The following is a 21,001-nucleotide window of genomic DNA, read 5'->3' on the forward strand; positions in this document are numbered from 1 at the left end:
TCCTCTCCCATCAGCTTTTGTGGCCTGTTAAATCAGGCATCTACTAAATAAATCAATGTTACTTATAAAAATTTTGCCGAATGGTAATGAAAAGCCCCAATTCTGACAAGGGAATTACCCGGAGCTCTCACCCTCAAGCCTTGCAGTATAGGGGCTCTACGAATGTGGCAAGTTGTCACAGCGCAATTCTTTTGATAAATCGCAGGCAAAAAAAACGCCCGCTTCCGTGAGGAGGCGGGCGTTCTTTTGAACGCGGAAGCGGAATTAACGCTTCGAGTACTGCGGACGCTTACGCGCTTTACGCAGACCAACTTTCTTACGTTCAACTTCACGGGCGTCGCGAGTAACGAAGCCAGCTTTGCGCAGAGCGCCACGCAGGGTTTCGTCGTAGTCCATCAGAGCGCGAGTGATGCCGTGGCGGATTGCGCCAGCCTGACCACTTACACCACCACCGATCACGGTGACGTAGATGTCGAACTTCTCGACAGTCTCAGTCAGCTCCAGCGGCTGACGAACTACCATGCGGGCAGTTTCGCGGCCGAAGAAGTTTTCCAGCGAACGGTTGTTGATGGAGATATTACCAGTACCCGGACGCAGGAAAACGCGTGCGGTTGCGGTCTTGCGACGGCCAGTGCCGTAATTTTGAGTCGCCGACATAATGTACTATTCCGTTAAAACTTCAGTTCTTGGGGCTGCTGAGCAGTATGTGGGTGTGCAGCGCCCGCATAGACTTTCAGCTTACGGTACATGTCGCGACCCAGCGGGTTTTTAGGCAGCATGCCTTTAACCGCGGTCTCGATCACGCGCTCAGGGGCTTTAGCGATCAGCTTTTCAAAGTTGATCGACTTGATGCCGCCCGGGAAACCGGAGTGGGAGTAGTACATTTTGTCAGTGGTTTTAGCACCGGTAACACGAATCTGCTCAGCATTGATTACGACGATGTAGTCGCCGGTATCAACGTGAGGAGTGTACTCAGGCTTGTGCTTGCCACGCAGACGGCTCGCGATTTCGGTGGCCAGACGACCCAGGGTCTGACCAGCAGCGTCGACGACAAACCAGTCGCGCTTTACTGTTTCTGGTTTAGCAGTAAAAGTTTTCATTCTTTATAGCCTCAGGGGCCGCCCTGTAAATTAGACGGCGGATCTTACTGAATAGTGCGTACTTTGACAAGTCAAAGGCAGCCGGATACAGACGCTTTCGGGGGCTCGGGTCGGCGCGTCCGTTCAACGGCAAGATTCTTCGGCGGCGGCGCATCACTTCCACTGCAGAAAGAGGTCGGCAATTATGCAGATTGCGAAAAATATTTCAACCTGCTTTTATGATTGTTTTGCCCAAGGAGCACCCGATGGACTATCGCCAGCTAGGCCGTACCGACCTGAACGTGAGTGCAATCTGCCTCGGCACCATGACCTGGGGCGAGCAAAACACTGAAGCTGAAGCCTTCGCCCAGATCGAACGGGCCAAAGAGGCCGGGATCAATTTCATCGACACCGCCGAGATGTATCCGGTACCGCCGAAAGCCGAAACCTACGCCACCACCGAGCGTTATATCGGCAATTACTTCAAAAGCCGTGGTGATCGCGCCGACTGGATCCTGGCCAGCAAGATCGCCGGCCCCGGCAACACCATCGACTACATCCGCGACAAAAACCTGCGCCACAACCGCCAACACATCACGGAAGCGGTGGATGCCAGCCTCAAGCGTCTGCAGACCGATTACATCGACCTCTACCAATTGCACTGGCCGGAGCGCAGCACCAACTTTTTTGGACAACTGGGCTACAAACACAAGATCGAAGCCAACCTGACGCCACTTGAAGACACCCTCGAAGCACTCGACGAGCAAGTGAAGGCCGGCAAAATCCGCCACATCGGCCTGTCCAACGAAACGCCGTGGGGCACCATGCGCTTCCTCGCCCTGGCCGAAGCACGGGGGTGGCCACGCGCCGTGTCGATCCAGAACCCGTACAACCTGCTCAACCGCAGCTTTGAAATTGGCCTGGCAGAAATCGCCATCCGCGAACAATGCGGCTTGCTCGCCTATTCGCCGCTGGCGTTCGGTTTCCTGTCCGGCAAGTACGAAGGTGGCGCGCGCCCACCAAAAGGTCGTCTGAGCCTCTACAGCCGCTTCAGCCGCTATTTCAACGCGCAATCGGAAGCGGCGTGCAGCCGTTATGTCGCACTGGCCCGTGAACACGGTCTGGATCCGGCGCAAATGGCCTTGGCGTTCGTGACTCAGCAGCCGTTCGTCACTAGCAACATCATTGGTGCGACGACGCTGGAGCAGCTGGACAGCAACATCGCCAGTTTCGATCTGAAACTGTCGGATGAAGTGCTGGCGGGGATCGAGGCGATTCACAAGGATCATCCGAATCCTGCGCCGTGATCGTTTGATGCACCGCTTTCGCGAGCAAGCTAGCTCCCACAGGAGATCACCGTACCTGTGGAAGCGAGCCTGCTCGCGAAGGGGCCTGTCAACTCACTGCAAAACTCAAAGCGACCGCGCAATGATCTCCTTCATGATTTCATTGGTGCCGGCATAAATCCGCTGCACCCGCGCATCCGCCCACGCCCGAGCCACCGGGTATTCCCACATGAACCCGTAACCGCCGTGCAACTGCACGCATTCATCGAGCACCTTGCATTGCAGGTCAGTGCCCCAGTACTTGGCCATCGCCGCCGTCGGCACGTCGAGCTTGCCTTGCAGATGCAGCTCAAGACAGCGATCAACGAACACACGACCGATCTGAATTTCCGTGGCCATTTCCGCCAGTTTGAAGCGGGTGTTCTGGAAATCGGCAATCGCCTTGCCGAATGCCTTGCGATCACGGGTGTAATCGATTGTCCATTGCAACGCTGCTTCTGCCGAAGCGAGACCACCAATCGCCACGGTCAAACGCTCTTGCGGCAATTCCTGCATCAGGTAAGCAAACCCTGCCCCGGCCTGCCCCAGTAAATTTTCCTTCGGCACGCGTACGTCCTGGAAGAATAATTCCGACGTATCCTGGGCCTTCATTCCGACCTTCTCCAGGCGTTTGCCCTTCTCGAAGCCCGGCGTATTCGCCTCCACCAGAAACAGACTCGTGCCCTTGGCGCCTGCCTTTGGATCGGTCTTGGCGACGACAATCACCAGATCAGCGAGAAAGCCGTTGGTGATAAAGGTCTTGGAGCCGTTGATCACGTACTCGTCACCGTCCAGCACGGCGGTGGTCTTGACGCCTTGCAGGTCGGAACCCGCGCCGGGCTCAGTCATGGCAATGGCCGTGACCATCTCGCCCGACACCAGTTTCGGCAGGTATTTATGCTTCAGCGCTTCGCTGCCGTAATGCAGGATGTACGGCGCAACAATGTCTGAATGTAACGAAAAACCGATGCCGGTCAGGCCCAATCGCCCAACCTCTTCGATCACCACCGCACTGTAAAGAAAGTCCGCCCCCAAGCCACCGTACTCTTCCGGCAGATGCGAGCAGAGCATCCCCGCCTCCCCTGCCTTGTTCCAGAGTTTACGGTCGATGTGGCCTTGTTTCTCCCATTGCCCGTGAAACGGCACGGCCTCTTTTTCGAGGAAGGTTCGTACGCTGTCGCGGAACAATTCGTGCTCGGAACTGAACAAGGTTCTGGGGATCATGCGGCACCTTTCTTTCTTGTTGGAGGGCTGTGTCCTTCAGAGACTAAGCCTCCCCTCCGATAGAGGACACTGGACACATCCGACAAAAAATAAGACGATCCAGCCGTCTGGTGACCACTTTCCCTTATAAAAACAAAACAAAAGTTGAATTATGTCCAAGCACGTCTCCACGCCCTTGCGGCGCGTCAGCATCCTGGCGATCGACCAGGTTTTCGCCTACACACTCATGCAAGCCAAGGACTTCTTCCATGTGGCGAGCCTGCGTTACGGCAAACAACTGGGCCAAGGCCTGACTCCGGCGTTCGAAACCCGCCTGGTCAGCCCCGATGGCAAGCCGGTGAAAAGCTTCAGTAATGTGGTCATGCCAGTGGACGGCGGCCTGGAAAATACCGATATCATCATCCTTCCGGCGTTCTGGGACGATTTCGACACGCTGTGCACCCGCTACCCGCAAGTCCTGCCGTGGCTGCGTGAGCAACATGCTCGCGGAGCCGTCCTGTGCGGCGAAGCCACCGGGGTGTTCTGGCTGGCCGAGGCCGGCCTGCTCGATGGCAAGGAAGCTACGACCTACTGGCGTTTTTTCAACGCTTTCACCGAGCGCTTCCCGAAGGTCTACCTCAATCAGGACAAACACCTGACCGACGCAGACAATCTCTACTGTGCCGGCGGTACCACCTCGGCCTGCGACCTCTACATCTACTTGATCGAGCGCTTCTGCGGCGCCAACGTCGCACAGGCTGTAGCGCGCGACATCCTCTACGAAGTGCAGCGCAGCTACTCGCCGGGCCGCATCGGTTTTGGCGGGCAGAAGCTGCATCAGGACGTGATCATCCTGCAGATCCAGCACTGGCTCGAAGAGCATTTCGCCGACAAGTTTCGTTTCGAGGACGTCGCGCGCGAGCACGGCATGAGCATCCGCAATTTCATGCGCCGCTTCCAGACCGCCACCGGCGACAAACCCCTGCACTATCTGCAACGCCTGCGCATCGAAACGGCCAAGGGCTTGTTGTCCGCCAGCCGCAAGAGCATCAAAACCATCAGTTATGAAGTCGGTTATGACGATGCGAGCTTCTTCGCGCGGCTGTTCCGTCAGCACACCGAATTGTCGCCGAACCAGTATCGGCAGCAGTTTCAGCAGGCTGCATAAACACAGTCAGACAGACGTCCATGTGCGAGTAGCCCTTTCACATGGACGGCTCCTGGCGTGTTTTTTCCCACATAAACCAGCGAAAACAGATCGGCTTTCCGACCTTTTTTACGACTGTCCATACATAGGTTCGCCGTACAGACTCCTTCACATGCACATCGCATCAAGGAAGATGAACAGTGACCATCGGATCCAGTTACAACTACCCATCACAAGCCGCTGGCGTTGAGGTTCGCAAAAAACGCTCAACGCCATCCAAATGGAAGCCCCGCTTTCCCAATCCTCCTGACTTGTGCTTTGACTATCGCGCATTGGTCGAGCAAAAAGACGGCATCGCTCGCGCCACTGACCCACAACACCGGATCTGCATCATTGGCGCTGGCGTCACCGGTCTCACCGCCGCCCGAGAGTTGCTGCGCTGCGGCTTCAGGCATATCACGCTGATCGAACAATCCTCCCGCATAGGCGGCAGGCACCTGACCGTTCCGGGAAGCCCTCAATCCAGCGCGAGTCATACCCCGTTTGAAATGGGCGCGATGCGCATGCCTCTGTTCAACCGCGAAGGCGAGTTGCCGACTGAGGGTCGATCGCTCATGGCCTACTACGCGAAGACCTTTGACTTGTCGCTGTCGGACTTCGCCAACCCTGGCAGCCAATGGGTCAAATCAACCGGCATTTACCTGCGCGAGGGCCGTCTGGCGGCAGAAGCTGCACCGCAAATGCTGATCTGGAAAAATACTGACGGCCAGACGCCGCCTCCCAGCGATGAACTGCAAGCGGTGTACGCCAAGTGGAGAGCTTTCGCCGACCGCATGACCCGGCATGTCGCCGAAATGTACGCGGGCGAGGACTGGGAAGCCGTCTGGGCCGCTATCGTCGAAAAATACCACGCCGTATCCTTCCGCGAACTGGTTGGCATGCCTGCCTTGCAGCGCTGGAATCGCGACGCCCCCGGTGACTTTGGCGGGATGGGCATGTCGGCAAAGGAGTCGGCCATTTTCTATGCCATCGGGATTGGCGACGGTAGCTGGGGAGCCTTCTATGACGTGTGCGCGTTATATCCTCTGCGCACCGCCATATTTGGTTTCAGCAGCCATTTGCAATTAGTGCATGGCCGAGTGGATGAACAAGGCGACCCGCTGCCTGACTCACCCCTTGTGAACAGCAATGCGGTTTTCGATTCGACTGGCCTGCAGTTTGATAAACCACGCTATCTGGGGCTCGCTGCGCTGAGTGAATGCCTGATGTTCATGCAGCCCGACGAGTCCACCCAATCGTTTTATGAGCACTGCCAGCAAAGCAGTGAAGGCCTGTTGACCGACTGCGCCGTCAGCAGATTGAAAAAACTCGGCAGCGGAAAAATCCGCGTCTATTTCAACCGCAAACATAGCCAGCCCGAGTTGGCCCAGGAACACTTCAATGACTTTGATTCAGTGATCATGACGCTACCCTCATGGTTGATCGAGACCCGAGTCAAGCTGGAAGACTTCACGCCTCAGATGCTGCCGTTCGAAACGATTAACGCGTACAAAACCGCGCACTGGGAAACTAGCTGCAAGGTCTTCGCACCGCTGAAAAAATCCTTTCTGTCGGGCAATACCAACATTCCCCAAGCGATTGTCACGGACAGCTTTATCCATGACGTTTATACCTACCGCTACAACGAGAACTACAGCTACGACTGCATTCTTTTGAGTTACACCTGGGAGGACGACGCAACCAAACTGTCCTGCTTCAGCGACAAAGAACTGATCGCAAAGTGCGCAGAAGAACTGGACAGAATCCTCATGAACTCCAGCAATATTCAACAACGTATTTCCCCGTACATTGGCCTGCAACAAGCCGTCGTACAGCGCTGGATGACCGATAAAAATTCGCTGGGGTGCGCCAAGCTTTACCGTCCCGGGACTTACCACGATGCCGTCCGCCTGCTGAAATACAACCGAGACTATTCAAAGGCTTCGGGCCTGTATCTATCGGGGGAGTCATTTTCGGTTGATGCCGGTTGGACCGAGCCCTGCTTTCGCGGTGCCGTCGATGCAGTCATTCATATTTGCGACAAGACCGATGCGCGTTTCAACGGCGGCTTCACCATGGATGACTACCCGCATTTTCACCACGCCACCTGACTTTCTGAGCACGCCATCCACTGTTCACGAAGGGTCCCGGCAGCAGGCCGAGGACCTTGCGTTAACGCAGGACTACGCTTCCTAGGAGAAGGCCTACAACTTAACCGGAAACCGCCGACTTACGCTTTGCTCCCGACTCGACTCTTATGACCCCGCCATTCAACGGCGTGAAAACAATAATAAGAGGTCATGAAAAATGAGTGAGTCCACAAGCCCCGTTCGTGTTGCGGTCGTGCAATTCGATCCGCAGGTCGGCACGCAAAACCGCGCGGCAAACTTGAGTACCAGTCTGGAGTTGGCACTGGAAGCGGTTAACAACGGCGCAAACCTTATCGTTTTGCCCGAGCTGACCAGCACCGGTTATTTCTTTCAGAACCGGCAGGATGCGTTTGACCATGCCGAAGCGGTTCCAGATGGGCCGAGTGTTGGCAGTTGGGAAGATTTCGCCCGTCATCATCAGGTTTATCTGGTAGCCGGGCTGACCGAGCGCGAGGGATCGAGGCTTTACAACACTGGCGTGCTAGTGGGACCTGACGGGTTTATCGGCAAGTACCGCAAGGCTCATCTCTGGAACCTGGAAAAGCTCTGGTTCACTGCCGGCGACTCGGGATTCCCGGTCTTTGACACGCCTATCGGTCGCATTGGATTGCTGATCTGTTGGGACATCTGGTTTCCCGAGGTCCCGAGGATCCTGAGCCAGCAAGGCGCAGACATCATTTGCAGCCTCAACAATTGGGTCTGGACTCCGCCACCGTTGTTCGATGACGCCGGCAAATGCATGGCCTCGTATCTGACCATGACCGCCGCGCATGTCAACAATGTGTTTATCGCGGCGGCGAGTCGAATCGGCGAAGAGCGCGGCGCTCGATACCTTGGATGTTCGTTGATCGCCGGCACCAACGGCTGGCCGATCGGCCGCGTGGCATCTGCCGACCAGCAGGAAATTCTCTACGCCGATATTGACCTGACCAGCGCTCGCAGCGCGCCTATCTGGAATGACTTGAACGACCTCCATCGGGATCGCCGCTGCGATGTCTACGACCGAATGCTCGGCTACACCGAGCATCCGTGCCTTCCGCGCTAATCGGGGGGCCAAGCAATGGGAACTATCCACGCAAAACCACGGAAACAAGTCGCCGCCAGAACAATGTTCGACAGCATGATCATTGGATTGCTGCTGAGTGCTACAGCGCTGATTGTCTGGCTCTCGATGAACAATCACTCACTTTGGTCAGCACGCTGGCCGGATTACGGCCACATGGTCTCGAATCTTCCCGAGCCGACCGCCTGGCTGCGCTGGGTGTTGGGAGATATCAGTGAGGTGGCATTTTATAAACACGAGTTCGCATCCATTGGCCTTTTGGCAGGTGCTTATCTGGGTTACTGGGCGAATCGAACGGGAAAATCCTGGCAAGGCTTTACCATCTGTTACGGCAGCGGACTATGGCCGTGGCTCGTTACCAGCTCTTTACTGGGCCTGGTACTGAGCAATCTCGTGTGGGGCTGGACCGTCACCGCCACGAGCTGGCAGCCAACGTTTGCGGCATTTGTGTCGTTGCCCGCGGCGATGGTTCTGATGTTTGGGGGTGGCTGGAAGGTCGCGATCAATGGCGCAATCATGGGAGCCCTTTTCGTGACGCCCATGTGCATGCTGATAGTGAATTACGTCTGCAACCCCCTCGGCCTGCCCGTGGTGATCGGCAATGTATCGGGCATGGCAATCGCCAGCATCGGCGCCTTCGTACTCTGCCGCTGCGTGCCGAGTCTGGTGACATCCGCGGCGCCCGAACAGGTCGCCGAGGAGGCCAGCATCCCGGTGACCGCCAAAGCTCCCGATTATGGTGTGGTCTGGAGCATTCGCCGGGTCTTGGCGGACTTCTCCGAAGCGCCTTTTTTCGGCAATGAATGGGCCAGTCTTGGGCTGATCGTCGGCGCATTGCTGGCGTTTACCCTGAACCCGATGAGCCCTGTCTATGGCACCGGTTTGTTGCCACAACTACTGGCGGGCCAGGCATTGACCTCGGCACTGGGCGTGCTGATCTGGCGCAAACAATGGATAGCCCGAGGCTGGTACCCGACCTATGTGCCGCTGGTATCAGTCGTTCCGGCAGCTATTTTGACCTACGGCGGCGACTGGCAAGTGATTGTCTCAAGCGCATTGCTCGGTGCCCTGATCGCCCCACCGCTGGCTTGCGCCCTCGCGCAGCGAGTGCCGGGGCACATGCACGGTTTCATCGGGAATGTGTTGTCCATGGCCATCAGCACGCTGCTGATCCTTCCGCTCGTCGGCTGGCTGGCAAGCCACTGACGCCCCCCTTCCCGGCTGGCGCTTGAATTCGATTCAGGAGCCGCCGGTTTCCTTTGCGAGGTATCACATGGACTTGCCCAAACTGGCGATTGCCGCACTCGGCGGTACTGTCAGCATGCAATCGCTTCAAAGCGGCGAAGGAGTCGTTCCATCGGTGTCAGGCGAGGCGCTCCTGAACACGGTGCCGGAACTGAAAACACTTGCGCAGTTGACTGTAGAGACGCTCGGACTATTGCCCGGCGCCTCACTTGATTTCGAATATCTGCTGAGCGTGTTGTGCTGGGCGAACTTTCAGATCAATCAAGGTGCGGCAGGCGTCATCATTGTTCAAGGCACGGACACGCTAGAGGAATCCGCCACTTTTTTTGATTATCTGTGGGACCACGACGAACCGCTGGTGCTGACTGGTGCCATGCGCTCGGCGGCCCAGGCGGGTGCCGATGGTCCGGCAAACCTGCTGGATGCCGGCCGCGTCGCACTGGCGCAAAGCAGTCGGGGACGCGGCGCCCAAGTGGTTATCCACGGGCAGATTCACCGGGCGAACGCCGTGCGCAAAGTCGACTCCATGGCGCTGCACGCGTTCGCATCGCCTGTGACCGGTCCTGCCGGCGTTCTAATGGAAGGTGTTGTGCGTTATTTGCTGCCGCCCGTTGCACGTCAAGTCTTGCCTCTGCCGCAAAACACCAACCAGACGATCGCCTTGCTGGAAGCATCGCTCTCTGCGGACAGTCTGCTGCTGGAAAATGTCGTCGAGCTGGGCTATGACGGGCTGGTGATCGCCGGATTCGGTGCCGGACATGTGTCCGCACACTGGGCCAAAGTCATCGAAACCATCGCCCGACACATTCCGGTAATCATCGCGACACGCACCGGCTGTGGCTCCACGGCACGGTCAACCTACGGCTTTGAGGGCAGCGAAATCGATTTGCAGCGCAAGGGTGCCTTGATGGCTGGGTTCGCCTGCCCGCGCAAAGCGAGGCTTTTGCTCTGGTTGCTGGTCGGGTGCCGACAGCAAGAGCATCTGGCGTCTTACCTCGATCAAACCGGTTAACCAAACGCGCAAAAAAAGGGCCTGCAATTGCAGGCCCTTTTTCTGAATTCGAGATCTGCTTAAGGCTTATGGGCCCGCGACAGGAATTCGTGCGACTGCATCTCCAGCAGGCGACTCAGCGTGCGCTGGAACTCGAAGTTCAGGCGCCCGCCGGTGTACAGATCCTTCAATTCGACTTCAGCAGAGATGATCAGCTTCACATTACGGTCGTAGAACTCGTCGACCATGTTGATGAAGCGGCGAGCGATGTCGTCGGTGGTGACGCTCATCTGCTCGACACCGCTGAGCAGCACGGCGTGGAAGATTTTGCCCAGTTCGATGTAGTCGTTCTGGCTGCGCGGGCCGTCGCACAGTTCGCGGAAGTCGAACCAGGCCACGTCATCACACGTGCGCAGGGCACGGATCTCGCGATTTTCAATGATCAGCACGTCGTTTTCCACCGCCGCCGTGCATTCCGGTGTCAGTGCCTTGAAGCTCTTGCGCAGGCTTTCGTGAGCGGCTTCGTCGAGCGGATAGTGGAACAGTTCCGCCTGCTCGAGGTGACGCAAACGATAGTCGACGCCGCTGTCGACGTTGACGATTTCGGTGTGCTGCTTGATCAGCGCAATGGCCGGCAGGAAGCGCGCGCGTTGCAGGCCGTCCTTGTACAGACCATCGGGAACGATGTTCGAGGTCGCGACCAGGGTCACGCCGTTCTTGAACAACTCTTCCATCAGCGTGCCGAGGATCATTGCGTCAGTGATGTCGGAGACAAAGAATTCATCGAAGCAGATGACCCGCGACTCAGTCGCAAAACGCTTGGCGATGATGGTCAGCGGGTTTTTCTCGCCGCCGAGCGTTTTCATCTCTTCGTGCACACGCTTCATGAAGCGGTGGAAGTGCGTGCGGGTCTTTTCCTTGAACGGCAGCGCTTCGAAGAAGGTGTCGACCAGGTAAGTCTTGCCGCGACCCACGCCGCCCCAGAAGTACAGACCCTTGACCGGCGTCTGATCCTTTTTGCCAAACAGCTTGCTCAAAAGACCCGGCTTGTTCTGATCGGCGGCGATCAGATCCTCGTACAGGCGCTGCAAATGACGCACAGCAGTTTCCTGCGCGGCGTCATGGAAGAAGTCCGGGCGTTTCAGATCAGCTTGGTATCGTTCTAGGGGCGTCATAATTCGTTAGCAAGGCAACAAAAACGGGCCGTCACTGTAGCGACGGCCCATGGGAATGGCAATCAGCCCTTGGTCGGGCCGAGCCGCTGATTATTCCTGTACCGGGGTCAACGCGATGCGCAGGGCCTCGATGGCCGCGTCCCGCGCCGTGCTGTCAGCGAATGCCGGGCTGTCGCCGATGCACTCGCCTTCCAGCCACACGCTGAAGCTCAAGTCTTCGCTGCGCACGTCCAGAGACTGACCGGATTGCAGTTGCTTGGTCACCTGGCCAGCGGTTTTGCCATCAGCGAAGTTGCGCGACAGCAGCAATTGCTCGCCATCGGCCGCCAGCAGACGGAAACGGAAACTGCCGTCGTCCTCGCGGAAACTGACGAAACGTGCGGCTTTTACGGCTTTCTTCTTGGTGGTCGCAGCCACCTGAACCTGATTGACGAACGAACGCAGGCCCACGGCTTCACGCAGTTCGTTGAGGAACGGCGTTGCCACGGCACGGGCCTTTTTCGCGCCTATCTGCAGGATGTCTTCCAGATCTGCCGGACGCTCGATCAACTGGTGATACTTGTCGCGCGCCTCGCCCAATTCGTTATCGAGCAACTGGAACAGGCGGTTCTTCGCCTCGCCCCAACCCAGGCCACCGAGCAGTTCACTGCGGAATTCGTCAGCCTGTGCTGGCGTGGCGAAGGCCTGAAACAGAGTGAACAGGTGCGAGTTGTCCGGATCCTTGGCTTCGCCTGGCGCTTTGGAGTCAGTGACGATTCGCGAGATCGCGTCCTTCATCTCTTTGGCGCTGGAGAACAACGGAATGGTGTTGTCGTAGCTCTTCGACATCTTGCGACCGTCGAGGCCAGGCAACGTCGCCACGCTTTCTTCGATCAGCGCTTCAGGCATGGTGAAGAATTCTTTGCCCTGGCCAAACAGGTGGTTGAAACGCTGGCCGATGTCGCGGGCCATTTCCACGTGCTGGATCTGGTCACGACCGACCGGCACCTTGTGCGCGTTGAACATCAGGATGTCCGCGGCCATCAGCACCGGGTAGCTGTAGAGGCCCATGGTGATGCCGGCATCCGGGTCTTCACCGGTTTCGACGTTCTTGTCCACAGAGGCCTTGTAGGCGTGCGCACGGTTGAGCAAGCCCTTGGCGGCGACGCAGGTCAGCAGCCAGGTCAGCTCGGGGATTTCCGGGATGTCCGACTGACGGTAGAAGGTCACGCGGTCGACATCCAGGCCACCGGCCAGCCAGGTCGCAGCGATTTCCAGACGCGAGCGCTGGATGCGCAGCGGGTCATCGCATTTGATCAGGGCGTGGTAGTCGGCCAGGAAGTAGAACGAATCGGCATTGCTGTCGCGGCTGGCGAGGATCGCCGGACGGATGGCGCCGGCGTAGTTGCCAAGGTGTGGCGTGCCGGTGGTGGTGATGCCGGTGAGGATGCGGGTACGGTTCGTCATGGGTAATCGCTTGTCAGACTGCAATCAATTCGAGAGACGCGGCAGGATCAGATCCTTGAGATCGGTCAACTTGCCATGAAAAAAGTGTCCGCATTCTGCCACTTTCAGCAGCTCATGGGGGCGCTGGAGTTCGTCCGACCAGTCATAGACCAATTGCGGATCGATGACTTCGTCGGTTTCCGGCTGGATCACGGTCAACTCGACATGCGCTGGCAGTTGATCCTGCTCGCCCAGACGCATCACCGCCGGCGCAACCATGAACAGGTGCTTGAGTTGCACGCCCTGGGCTTCGAGACGGCCGCCGAGACTTGCTGCAACAAATCCGCCGAAGGAGAAACCGAACAGGGTCAGTGGCAGATTCGGGTGTTTTTCCAACAGCCATGCGGCGGCGGCTTGAGCATCGTCGACCTCACCGGTGCCCATGTCGTGGCTACCTTCGCTGGCGCCGACGCCGCGATAATTGAAGCGCAGGGTGATCAGACCGGCGTCGCGGGCCGTGCGCTGCAGGGTCGAGACGACCTTGTTGAGCATGGTGCCGCCCTGCACCGGGTTCGGATGGCAGATCAGCGCGATGCCGCGCGGCTGCTCGTTATCCAGGTAAAGAGCTTCAATTTGGCCGACTGGGCCATCAATCACTACAGGGGTTTCACGCATCAGCAAGGAAGGAACTCCGTGACCTCGAATCGGGTCGACTCGTCTAGCAAATTGTCTGTGCCAATCTATTGCGAGTGAATCGCGGTATACAGCGCAGGTTCGAGCCGTTAACGTAAAGCAAAGCCGTTTATAGAGGAAGGACTCGTGGAACACTCGCTCTTAGTTTGGTTGTTACCGACTCTTGCCCTGGTTGTGGGTGTCGCCATTGGATTCCTGATCGCGCGCGTTGCGCCGAACGCTGCGCCGAGCCGTACGCAGCGTCAACTGGATGATATCCAGGAGCGTTTCGACAGTTATCAAAACGAAGTGGTCACCCACTTCAACAGCACCGCGATGCTGGTCAAGAAACTGACCCAAAGCTATCAGGAAGTGCAGGATCATCTCGCCGAGGGTGCCAATCGTCTGGCCCTGGACGAGCAGACTCGCCAGCGCTTGCTCGCCTCGTTGCACTCTGAATCGGTGCAGGCCCCACGCGAGCGTCTGACGCCACCGCGCGATCAGGAGCCGCCACGCGATTACGCGCCGAAGACTCCGAATGCGCCAGGCATGCTCGATGAGCATTATGGTTTGAAGAAGTAATCAGTCGCAGCGACAAGCAAAAGCCCCCGGACAATTCCGTTGTCCGGGGGCTTTTTTGTGCCTGAGGATTTTACGGTGAATGCACCGGCCCCATCGCGGGCAAGCCCGCTCCCAAAGGTTTCTTTGGTGTACACAAAATCCGTGTTCCACACATAACCCTGTGGGAGCGGGCTTGCCCGCGATGGAGCCAGCACCGGCCACAAAAAAATGCCCGATCACAGGATCGGGCATTTTTTCATTCAGGCAATCAGTTACGGATACTGCTGAACCGTGCCCGGCTGTTGCTGAGCACCATACTGCTGGCCCGGAATCGCCTTCAGGTTGACCTCAACGCGACGGTTCTGTGCCCGACCATTGACGTCGCCGTTGCTGGCAATCGGATTATCCGGACCGGCGCCACGGGCCGACAGGTTGGCACCGCTGACACCTTGCGACGTCAGGTAGGTCGCCACGCTCTGCGCACGACGCTGGGACAGGTCCATATTGTGCTGGCGGCTGCCGGTGCTGTCGGTATAGCCGACGATTTCGATCTGGTTCTGACTGAACTCCTTCAGGGAGCCGGCGAGATTGTTCAATGGCTGATAGAAGCTGGAGGCGATATTCGCCGAATCGGTGGCGAACGTGATGTTACCTGGCATGATCAGTTTGATCTGATCGCCCTGACGCTGCACTTCAACCCCGGTATTGGCCATGCTGGCACGCAGTTTCTTCTCTTGCTGATCGGCGTAGTAACCGTAACCGGCCGCCGAAGCACCCACCACGGCAGCACCAATCAAGGCACCCTTGCCACGGTTATCGTGACCGATAGCGGCACCAGCCAGTGCACCGGCCAGAGCGCCGAGGCCGCCGTACTTGGCGGTTTTGCTCATGCCTTGGGAGCCGCCGTCGGCCTGGCCCTGATTGTCATAAGGGTTAGGCGAGGCGCAGCCGGACAACAAGGCCACGGCAGTAGCGACAATAATCAAACGACGCTTGGTGAACATGAAGAGCTCCTACTTTTCTGCATTCTGAGGTGCAGCGGCCGGTTGGCAATAAACCTCTGCGGGCGTTGGATCATGACAATGGACAAAAATTCCGCCGCCCACCCATGACAAAATATTTACGCCCGCACAAAAGGGTTTTCGCGCATTTCATCACCCAGACGCGTATCCGGACCATGCCCGGTAACCACCGTTGCATCTTCGTCCAGGGTGTACAGCCGCTGCTTGATCGATCGCACGATGGTCGCCTGATCGCCACCCCATAAATCCGTGCGCCCTACCCCGCGACGAAAAAGTGTGTCGCCGGCAATCAACAGCTTAGCCTCGGAAAACCAAAAGCTCATGGAACCGGGCGTATGACCCGGCGTATGCAGTGCCACCCCGCAACCGCAAGCCAGCTCCTCATCGTCCGACAACCAGCGATCCGGTGATGGCACCGGAACGTAGGGCACGCCGAACATCTGGCATTGCATCTCGAGGTTGTCCCAGAGGAACTGATCTTCCTTGTGCAGATGCAGCGTCGCGCCGGTTTTTTCTTTCATCTGCCCTGAGGCGAGGAAGTGATCGAGGTGGGCGTGGGTATGGATGATGCTGACCACTTTCAGGCCCAGCGCATCGAGGCGGGCCATGATCAGGTCGGGACTGCCACCCGGGTCGACGACGATGGCTTTTTTTGTGACCGGATCGCCGATGATCGTGCAGTTGCATTGCAAAGGGCCGACGGGGAAGGTTTCGCGAATGAGTGCTGGATTTTGAACGGTCATGTGGATCCTGAGGTAACGGCTAAAGATGGCTTCAAGATTCTACTTCACACGCCGATACATACAGCCCGGGTCAGTTTTTTGGCGCCACTAATCGGAAAGTAGTGGCCATATAATGTCAAAGCAGTTTTTTTTCATGCAAAATCATAACTTGTAGCGGCCACATTTCGGGAAGGGCCGCGGTTTACCTCAGGAATCGTTATGCCTCGCCCTACTGGTTACACCAACACCTGGATTGCCTCACTGACCGGATCAGCCCCCATCGACAGCCTCATTTCTGGCTATAAATGGGAAAGCACCAAATGGTATTCCCCTGGTGCGGTGACCAGTCTTACCTACAGTTTCATCGTCCCTGGTGTATCGGTCTTCGCTCCGAACTACAGCTTCGACAATGAACCAAAAGCCGCCTATGCACTGACAGACACTCAAAAAGTCGCGGCGATGGGTGCGCTGAGCAGTTGGGCAGCAGTGGCTAATATCACGTTCCAGTTGACCGGCGAATCCTCGACAAGCGTGGGTGACCTGCGTTTTGGTGGCTATTCGCTGCTGGACAGCGATGCGGCGGCCTGGGCTTACACTCCTTCCGAGAAGCCTAATGGTGGCGACATCTGGATCGGCCCAAACACCAGTCAACTGTTCCCGGACAAGGGAACGTATGACTTCATGACATTCATTCATGAGATCGGTCATGCCATCGGCCTGAAGCATTCGTTCGCGCCATCCGCCACCAACGCCGTCACGCTCGATCCGGCGTTCGATGACGTCGGCTATACCGTCATGAGCTATAACAACAATTATTCCTATCTGCCGACCACTCCGATGGTGCTCGACATCCTGGCGATCCAGAGTCTTTATGGCGCCAATAACCAGTGGATGACCGGTAACAACGTTTACTCGTGGACGCCAACACAATCGGTGTTTGAAACCATCTGGGATGCTGGCGGTGTCGATACTATCGATGCGAGCAACCAATTGGCGGCCGTCAGCCTCAACCTCACCGAAGGACAGTACAGCAAGATCGGCCAGGCTTTTACTGATCAGGGCGGCAATGCCTTCAATCAGGGACTGGCAATTGCATACGGCGCGAAGATTGAAAACGCCACTGGCTCGGCATTCAATGACACTCTGATCGGCAACGCACTGGACAACACCCTTATCGGTGGCGCAGGTGCAGACTACATGGAAGGTGGTGCGGGCAACGACAGCTATGTCGTCGATAACGTCGGTGACGTCGTCATCGAACAAGGCCCATCGGCCAGCGATATCGACTCGGTCTACTCCTACATCGACTACACGCTGGGGGCCACCCTCGAGAACCTGAACCTGGTGGGTAACGCAGTGAATGCGACAGGCAACAGTCTCAACAACACCCTCAGGGGCAATGACGGCGATAACGTGCTGGACGGTGGTGCGGGGGCCGACATCATGATCGGAGGGCTGGGCAACGATACCTACATCGTCGACAACAGCGCCGATGTCATCAGCGAAACCAGCTCACAGGCCAACGAGATCGACACCGTTCGCGCGTCGGCAAACTACGCGCTGAACGCCAACCTGGAGAACCTTTACCTGACCGGCACCGGTAACATCTACGGTATCGGCAACGCTCAGAACAACCTTCTGGTTGGCAACGACGGTAATAACCAACTGGTGGGCGGCGCAGGCCTGGACACCATGATTGGCGGCAAAGGCAATGACGCCTACGGTATCGATCAGGTTGGCGAATTGGCCCTCGTTCAGGAGTTGGCCAACGAAGGAACTGATCTGCTGGTCATCGAATACAGCGCAACTGCACAAGCCAACATCATTGACCTGAACCAGACCAGTCTGCTGCATATCGAAGATGTGGCCATTACCGGCGCCGGTGGATTCACCGTCTACGGCAACACGTCGAACAACACCCTGACCGGCAACAGCGGCGACAACACCCTGAATGGTGGCGTGGGTGCAGACACCATGATCGGTGGCGCGGGTAATGACAGCTATGTCGTCGACAACATCGGCGACGTGGTCATCGACCAAGGCCCATCAGCCACGGAAATCGACTCGGTCTATTCCTACATCGATTACTCGCTGGGGGCGAACCTCGAAAACCTTAACCTTGTAGGCGGCGCACTCAATGCCACGGGCAACTCGCTTGACAACATCCTCAGAGGCACCGACAACGACAACCGTCTGATCGGCGGTGCCGGCCTGGATACCATGATCGGCGGCAAGGGCAATGATACCTACGGCCTCGATCAGGCCGGTGAACTGGCCCTCGTTCAGGAGTTGGCCAACGAAGGCATCGACACCTTGTTGATCGGCTACAACTCTACCGCGCAAACCAATATCGTCGACCTCAATCTCAGTAGTTTGCAGAACTTCGAGAACGTTGAGCTGACCGGTGCCGGCGGTTTCACTGTCTACGGCAACGCGATGAGCAACATCCTGACCGGCAACAGTGGCGACAACACCCTCAATGGCGGCGCAGGCGCGGACACATTGATTGGCGGTGCCGGCAACGACAGCTATGTCGTCGACAACGTCGGTGACGTGGTTATCGAACAAGGCCCATTGGCAACTGATCTCGACTCGGTCTATTCCTACATCGATTACTCGCTGGGCGCCAACCTCGAGAACCTCAACCTGGTCGGCAGCGCCGTCAGCGCAACCGGCAACTTCCTGAATAACATTCTCAGGGGTACCGACGGCGCCAACGTACTGGACGGCGGTGCGGGTGCAGACCTGATGATCGGCGGCAAAGGCAATGACACCTACATCGTCGACAATGTAGGCGATGTCATCAGTGAAACCAGCTACCAGCAGGGTGAAATCGACACTGTCCTCGCATCGGTCAACTACAGTCTGAGCGCCAACCTTGAAAACCTCACGCTGACCGGCACCGGCAACATCTACGGGGTAGGCAACGAGCAGGACAACATCATCATCGGCAACGACGGCAATAACCAACTGGTTGGCGGCGCCGGCATCGATACGCTGATCGGCGGTAAAGGCGATGACGCTTATGGCATCGACGAGGAACGTGAACTGGATCTGGTCCAGGAGCAGGAGAACGAAGGCACTGACACACTCGTGATCGAGTACAAGGCATTCAGCGTCCTGGGTAGTAAAGTCGACCTGAATCGTGCCAGTTTGCAGAACATTGAAAACGTTGTCCTGACCGGTTCCGGCCTGTTCACCGTCTATGGCAACGCGCTGAACAACATCCTGACCGGCAACAGTGATGACAATACGCTCAACGGTGGCACCGGCGCGGACACTTTGATTGGTGGCGCCGGCAACGACAGCTATGTCGTCGATAACATTGGAGACGTGGTTATCGAACAAGGCCCATTGGCGACTGATCTCGACTCGGTCTACTCCTACATCGATTACACGCTGGGCGCCAACCTCGAGAACCTGAACCTGGTCGGCAGCGCTCTCAATGCCACCGGCAACTCGCTGAACAACATCCTCAGGGGCACTGAAGGCAACAACATCCTGAATGGCGGCGCTGGAGCCGACTTGATGATAGGCGGTGCAGGCGACGATACTTACATCGTCGACAACGTCGGTGATGTGGTCACCGAAACCTTCCGCTGGGATGGCATCGACACAGTACGCGCATCGGTGAACTACTCCCTGAGCGAATACGTGGAGAATCTCACCTTGACCGGTAGCAGTACCATTTACGCTATCGGCAATGATCAGAACAACGTGCTTATCGGTAACGACGCAGACAACCAACTGGTGGGTGGCGCAGGACTGGACACCATGATTGGCGGCAAAGGCAATGACGCCTACGGTATCGATCAGGTTGGCGAACTGGCTCTCGTTCAGGAGTTGGCCAACGAAGGAACTGATCTGCTGGTCATCGAATACAGCATGTCCGCACGAAACAAAATCATCGACCTGAACCAGACCAGTCTGGTGAATATCGAAGATGTGGCCATTACCGGCGCCGGTGGATTCACCGTCTACGGCAATGCACTGAACAACACCCTGACCGGCAACAGCGGCGACAACACCCTGAATGGTGGCGTGGGTGCAGACACCATGATCGGTGGCGCGGGTAATGACAGCTATGTCGTCGACAACATCGGCGACGTGGTCATCGACCAAGGCCCATCAGCCACGGAAATCGACTCGGTCTATTCCTATATCGATTACTCGCTGGGGGCGAACCTCGAAAACCTTAACCTTGTAGGCGGCGCACTCAATGCCACGGGCAACTCGCTTGACAACATCCTCAGAGGCACCGACAACGACAACCGTCTGATCGGCGGTGCCGGCCTGGATACCATGATCGGCGGCAAGGGCAATGATACCTACGGCCTCGATCAGGCCGGTGAACTGGCCCTCGTTCAGGAGTTGGCCAACGAAGGCATCGACACCTTATTGATCGGCTACAACTCTACCCCGCAAACCAATATCGTCGACCTCAATCTCAGTAGTTTGCAGAACTTCGAGAACGTTGAGCTGACCGGTGCCGGCGGTTTCACTGTCTACGGCAACGCGATGAGCAACATCCTGACCGGCAACAGTGGCGACAACACCCTCAATGGCGGCGCAGGCGCGGACACATTGATTGGCGGTGCCGGCAACGACAGCTATGTCGTCGACAACGTCGGTGACGTGGTTATCGAACAAGGCCCATTGGCAACTGATCTCGACTCGGTCTATTCCTACATCGATTACTCGCTGGGCGCCAACCTCGAGAACCTCAACCTGGTCGGCAGCGCCGTCAGCGCAACCGGCAACGCCCTGAACAACATCCTCAGAGGTAACACCGGCAACAACATCCTGGACGGCGGTGCAGGTGCAGATGTGCTTGTCGGTGATACCGGAGCGGACACCTTCGTTTTCCGCGCAGTCAACGAAATGGGCATCGGTGCCGACCGCGACGTCATCTCTGACTTCAATAGCCTGCAAGGCGACAAGATCGACCTGACGAAATTCGATGCCAATCTGCTGACTGCTGGCTTCAACGGATTCAGCTTCATTGGCGCAGCCGACTTCACTGGCGCAGGTCAACTGCGCTTCGTTGATCACGTGCTGTCGGGTAATGTCAGCGGCAACACCGGTGCGGACTTCGAAATCCAGCTGGTCGGTGTGAACAGTTTCAGCGCCAACGACCTGGTCGCCTGACGCTCTGTCGCAGTTAAACCCGGTTTGTAAAATG

General features: G+C 57.2%; 16 protein-coding genes. 8 read left to right on the forward strand and 8 right to left on the reverse strand.

Translation table 11 applies throughout. The annotated features are described in order from the left end of the window. Positions 1 to 264: 264 nt before the first annotated feature. Together rpsI and rplM are read right to left on the reverse strand one after the other, a co-directional pair. Positions 265 to 657 carry a 30S ribosomal protein S9 gene (gene rpsI / locus JJD74_RS17395; RefSeq protein WP_008080273.1) on the reverse strand — a complete coding sequence of 131 codons (393 nt, stop codon included), beginning with the start codon at positions 655 to 657 and terminating at the stop codon, positions 265 to 267. A gap of 14 nt (positions 658 to 671) precedes the next feature. Beyond that, the gene (rplM, locus tag JJD74_RS17400) at positions 672 to 1,100 is read right to left on the reverse strand and encodes a 50S ribosomal protein L13 (RefSeq protein WP_007917032.1); all 429 of its coding nucleotides are present in this window, start codon (positions 1,098 to 1,100) and stop codon (positions 672 to 674) included. Positions 1,101 to 1,345: 245 nt separating this feature from the next. Here rplM and JJD74_RS17405 point away from each other — a divergent pair, with 245 nt between their 5' ends. Beyond that, positions 1,346 to 2,386: an NADP(H)-dependent aldo-keto reductase gene (locus JJD74_RS17405; protein ID WP_041073179.1), complete on the forward strand. Its 1,041-nt coding sequence runs from the start codon at positions 1,346 to 1,348 to the stop codon at positions 2,384 to 2,386. A 105-nt stretch (positions 2,387 to 2,491) separates the two neighbouring features. Here the strand turns inward: JJD74_RS17405 and JJD74_RS17410 are convergent, their stop codons facing one another. Next, positions 2,492 to 3,628, reverse strand: coding sequence for an acyl-CoA dehydrogenase family protein (locus JJD74_RS17410; RefSeq protein ID WP_042561001.1), 1,137 nt, complete (start codon positions 3,626 to 3,628; stop codon positions 2,492 to 2,494). Positions 3,629 to 3,878: 250 nt separating this feature from the next. Between JJD74_RS17410 and JJD74_RS17415 the strand changes: the two genes are divergently transcribed. The 5 genes from JJD74_RS17415 (at position 3,879) to JJD74_RS17435 (ending at position 10,263) form a co-directional block, all read left to right on the forward strand. Further along, positions 3,879 to 4,775 (forward strand): GlxA family transcriptional regulator, encoded by an 897-nt coding sequence (locus JJD74_RS17415; RefSeq protein ID WP_196304183.1) that lies wholly within the window; start codon positions 3,879 to 3,881, stop codon positions 4,773 to 4,775. A gap of 179 nt (positions 4,776 to 4,954) precedes the next feature. Then, entirely contained in the window at positions 4,955 to 6,904 is a 1,950-nt protein-coding gene (locus tag JJD74_RS17420) for a flavin monoamine oxidase family protein (protein WP_200616154.1), read from the forward strand. A 196-nt stretch (positions 6,905 to 7,100) separates the two neighbouring features. Continuing rightward, on the forward strand, positions 7,101 to 7,988 hold the full coding sequence (locus JJD74_RS17425) for a nitrilase family protein (RefSeq protein ID WP_200616158.1): 888 nt from the start codon (positions 7,101 to 7,103) through the stop codon (positions 7,986 to 7,988). Positions 7,989 to 8,003: 15 nt separating this feature from the next. Beyond that, positions 8,004 to 9,212, forward strand: a complete 1,209-nt coding sequence (locus tag JJD74_RS17430; RefSeq protein ID WP_200616161.1) for a hypothetical protein — start codon at positions 8,004 to 8,006, stop codon at positions 9,210 to 9,212. A 67-nt stretch (positions 9,213 to 9,279) separates the two neighbouring features. After that, entirely contained in the window at positions 9,280 to 10,263 is a 984-nt protein-coding gene (locus tag JJD74_RS17435) for an asparaginase (protein ID WP_200616165.1), read from the forward strand. A 59-nt stretch (positions 10,264 to 10,322) separates the two neighbouring features. Here the strand turns inward: JJD74_RS17435 and zapE are convergent, their stop codons facing one another. From zapE to JJD74_RS17450, 3 genes are all read right to left on the reverse strand, one after another. Next, positions 10,323 to 11,417, reverse strand: a complete 1,095-nt coding sequence (gene zapE, locus JJD74_RS17440; protein ID WP_042561007.1) for a cell division protein ZapE — start codon at positions 11,415 to 11,417, stop codon at positions 10,323 to 10,325. Between the two features lie 90 nt (positions 11,418 to 11,507). Further along, positions 11,508 to 12,863 carry a tryptophan--tRNA ligase gene (locus JJD74_RS17445; protein WP_042561008.1) on the reverse strand — a complete coding sequence of 452 codons (1,356 nt, stop codon included), beginning with the start codon at positions 12,861 to 12,863 and terminating at the stop codon, positions 11,508 to 11,510. Between the two features lie 24 nt (positions 12,864 to 12,887). Further along, positions 12,888 to 13,517, reverse strand: coding sequence for an alpha/beta hydrolase (locus JJD74_RS17450; RefSeq protein ID WP_042562198.1), 630 nt, complete (start codon positions 13,515 to 13,517; stop codon positions 12,888 to 12,890). 144 nt (positions 13,518 to 13,661) lie between these two features. Here JJD74_RS17450 and JJD74_RS17455 point away from each other — a divergent pair, with 144 nt between their 5' ends. After that, positions 13,662 to 14,096: a YhcB family protein gene (locus JJD74_RS17455; protein ID WP_042561009.1), complete on the forward strand. Its 435-nt coding sequence runs from the start codon at positions 13,662 to 13,664 to the stop codon at positions 14,094 to 14,096. A gap of 251 nt (positions 14,097 to 14,347) precedes the next feature. Here JJD74_RS17455 and JJD74_RS17460 read toward each other — a convergent pair whose 3' ends face one another. Both JJD74_RS17460 and JJD74_RS17465 read right to left on the reverse strand, forming a co-directional pair. Then, complete coding sequence (locus JJD74_RS17460; RefSeq protein ID WP_042561010.1) at positions 14,348 to 15,079, reverse strand: OmpA family protein; 732 nt, start codon at positions 15,077 to 15,079, stop codon at positions 14,348 to 14,350. Between the two features lie 116 nt (positions 15,080 to 15,195). Continuing rightward, positions 15,196 to 15,840 (reverse strand): MBL fold metallo-hydrolase, encoded by a 645-nt coding sequence (locus JJD74_RS17465; protein WP_200616177.1) that lies wholly within the window; start codon positions 15,838 to 15,840, stop codon positions 15,196 to 15,198. Between the two features lie 198 nt (positions 15,841 to 16,038). Here JJD74_RS17465 and JJD74_RS17470 point away from each other — a divergent pair, with 198 nt between their 5' ends. Beyond that, complete coding sequence (locus tag JJD74_RS17470) at positions 16,039 to 20,967, forward strand: M10 family metallopeptidase C-terminal domain-containing protein (RefSeq protein WP_200616180.1); 4,929 nt, start codon at positions 16,039 to 16,041, stop codon at positions 20,965 to 20,967. The last annotated feature ends 34 nt before the right edge of the window (positions 20,968 to 21,001 follow it).

It is taken from the genome of Pseudomonas sp. MF6776 (genome assembly GCF_016613125.1).
Taxonomy (GTDB): domain Bacteria; phylum Pseudomonadota; class Gammaproteobacteria; order Pseudomonadales; family Pseudomonadaceae; genus Aquipseudomonas; species Aquipseudomonas iridis.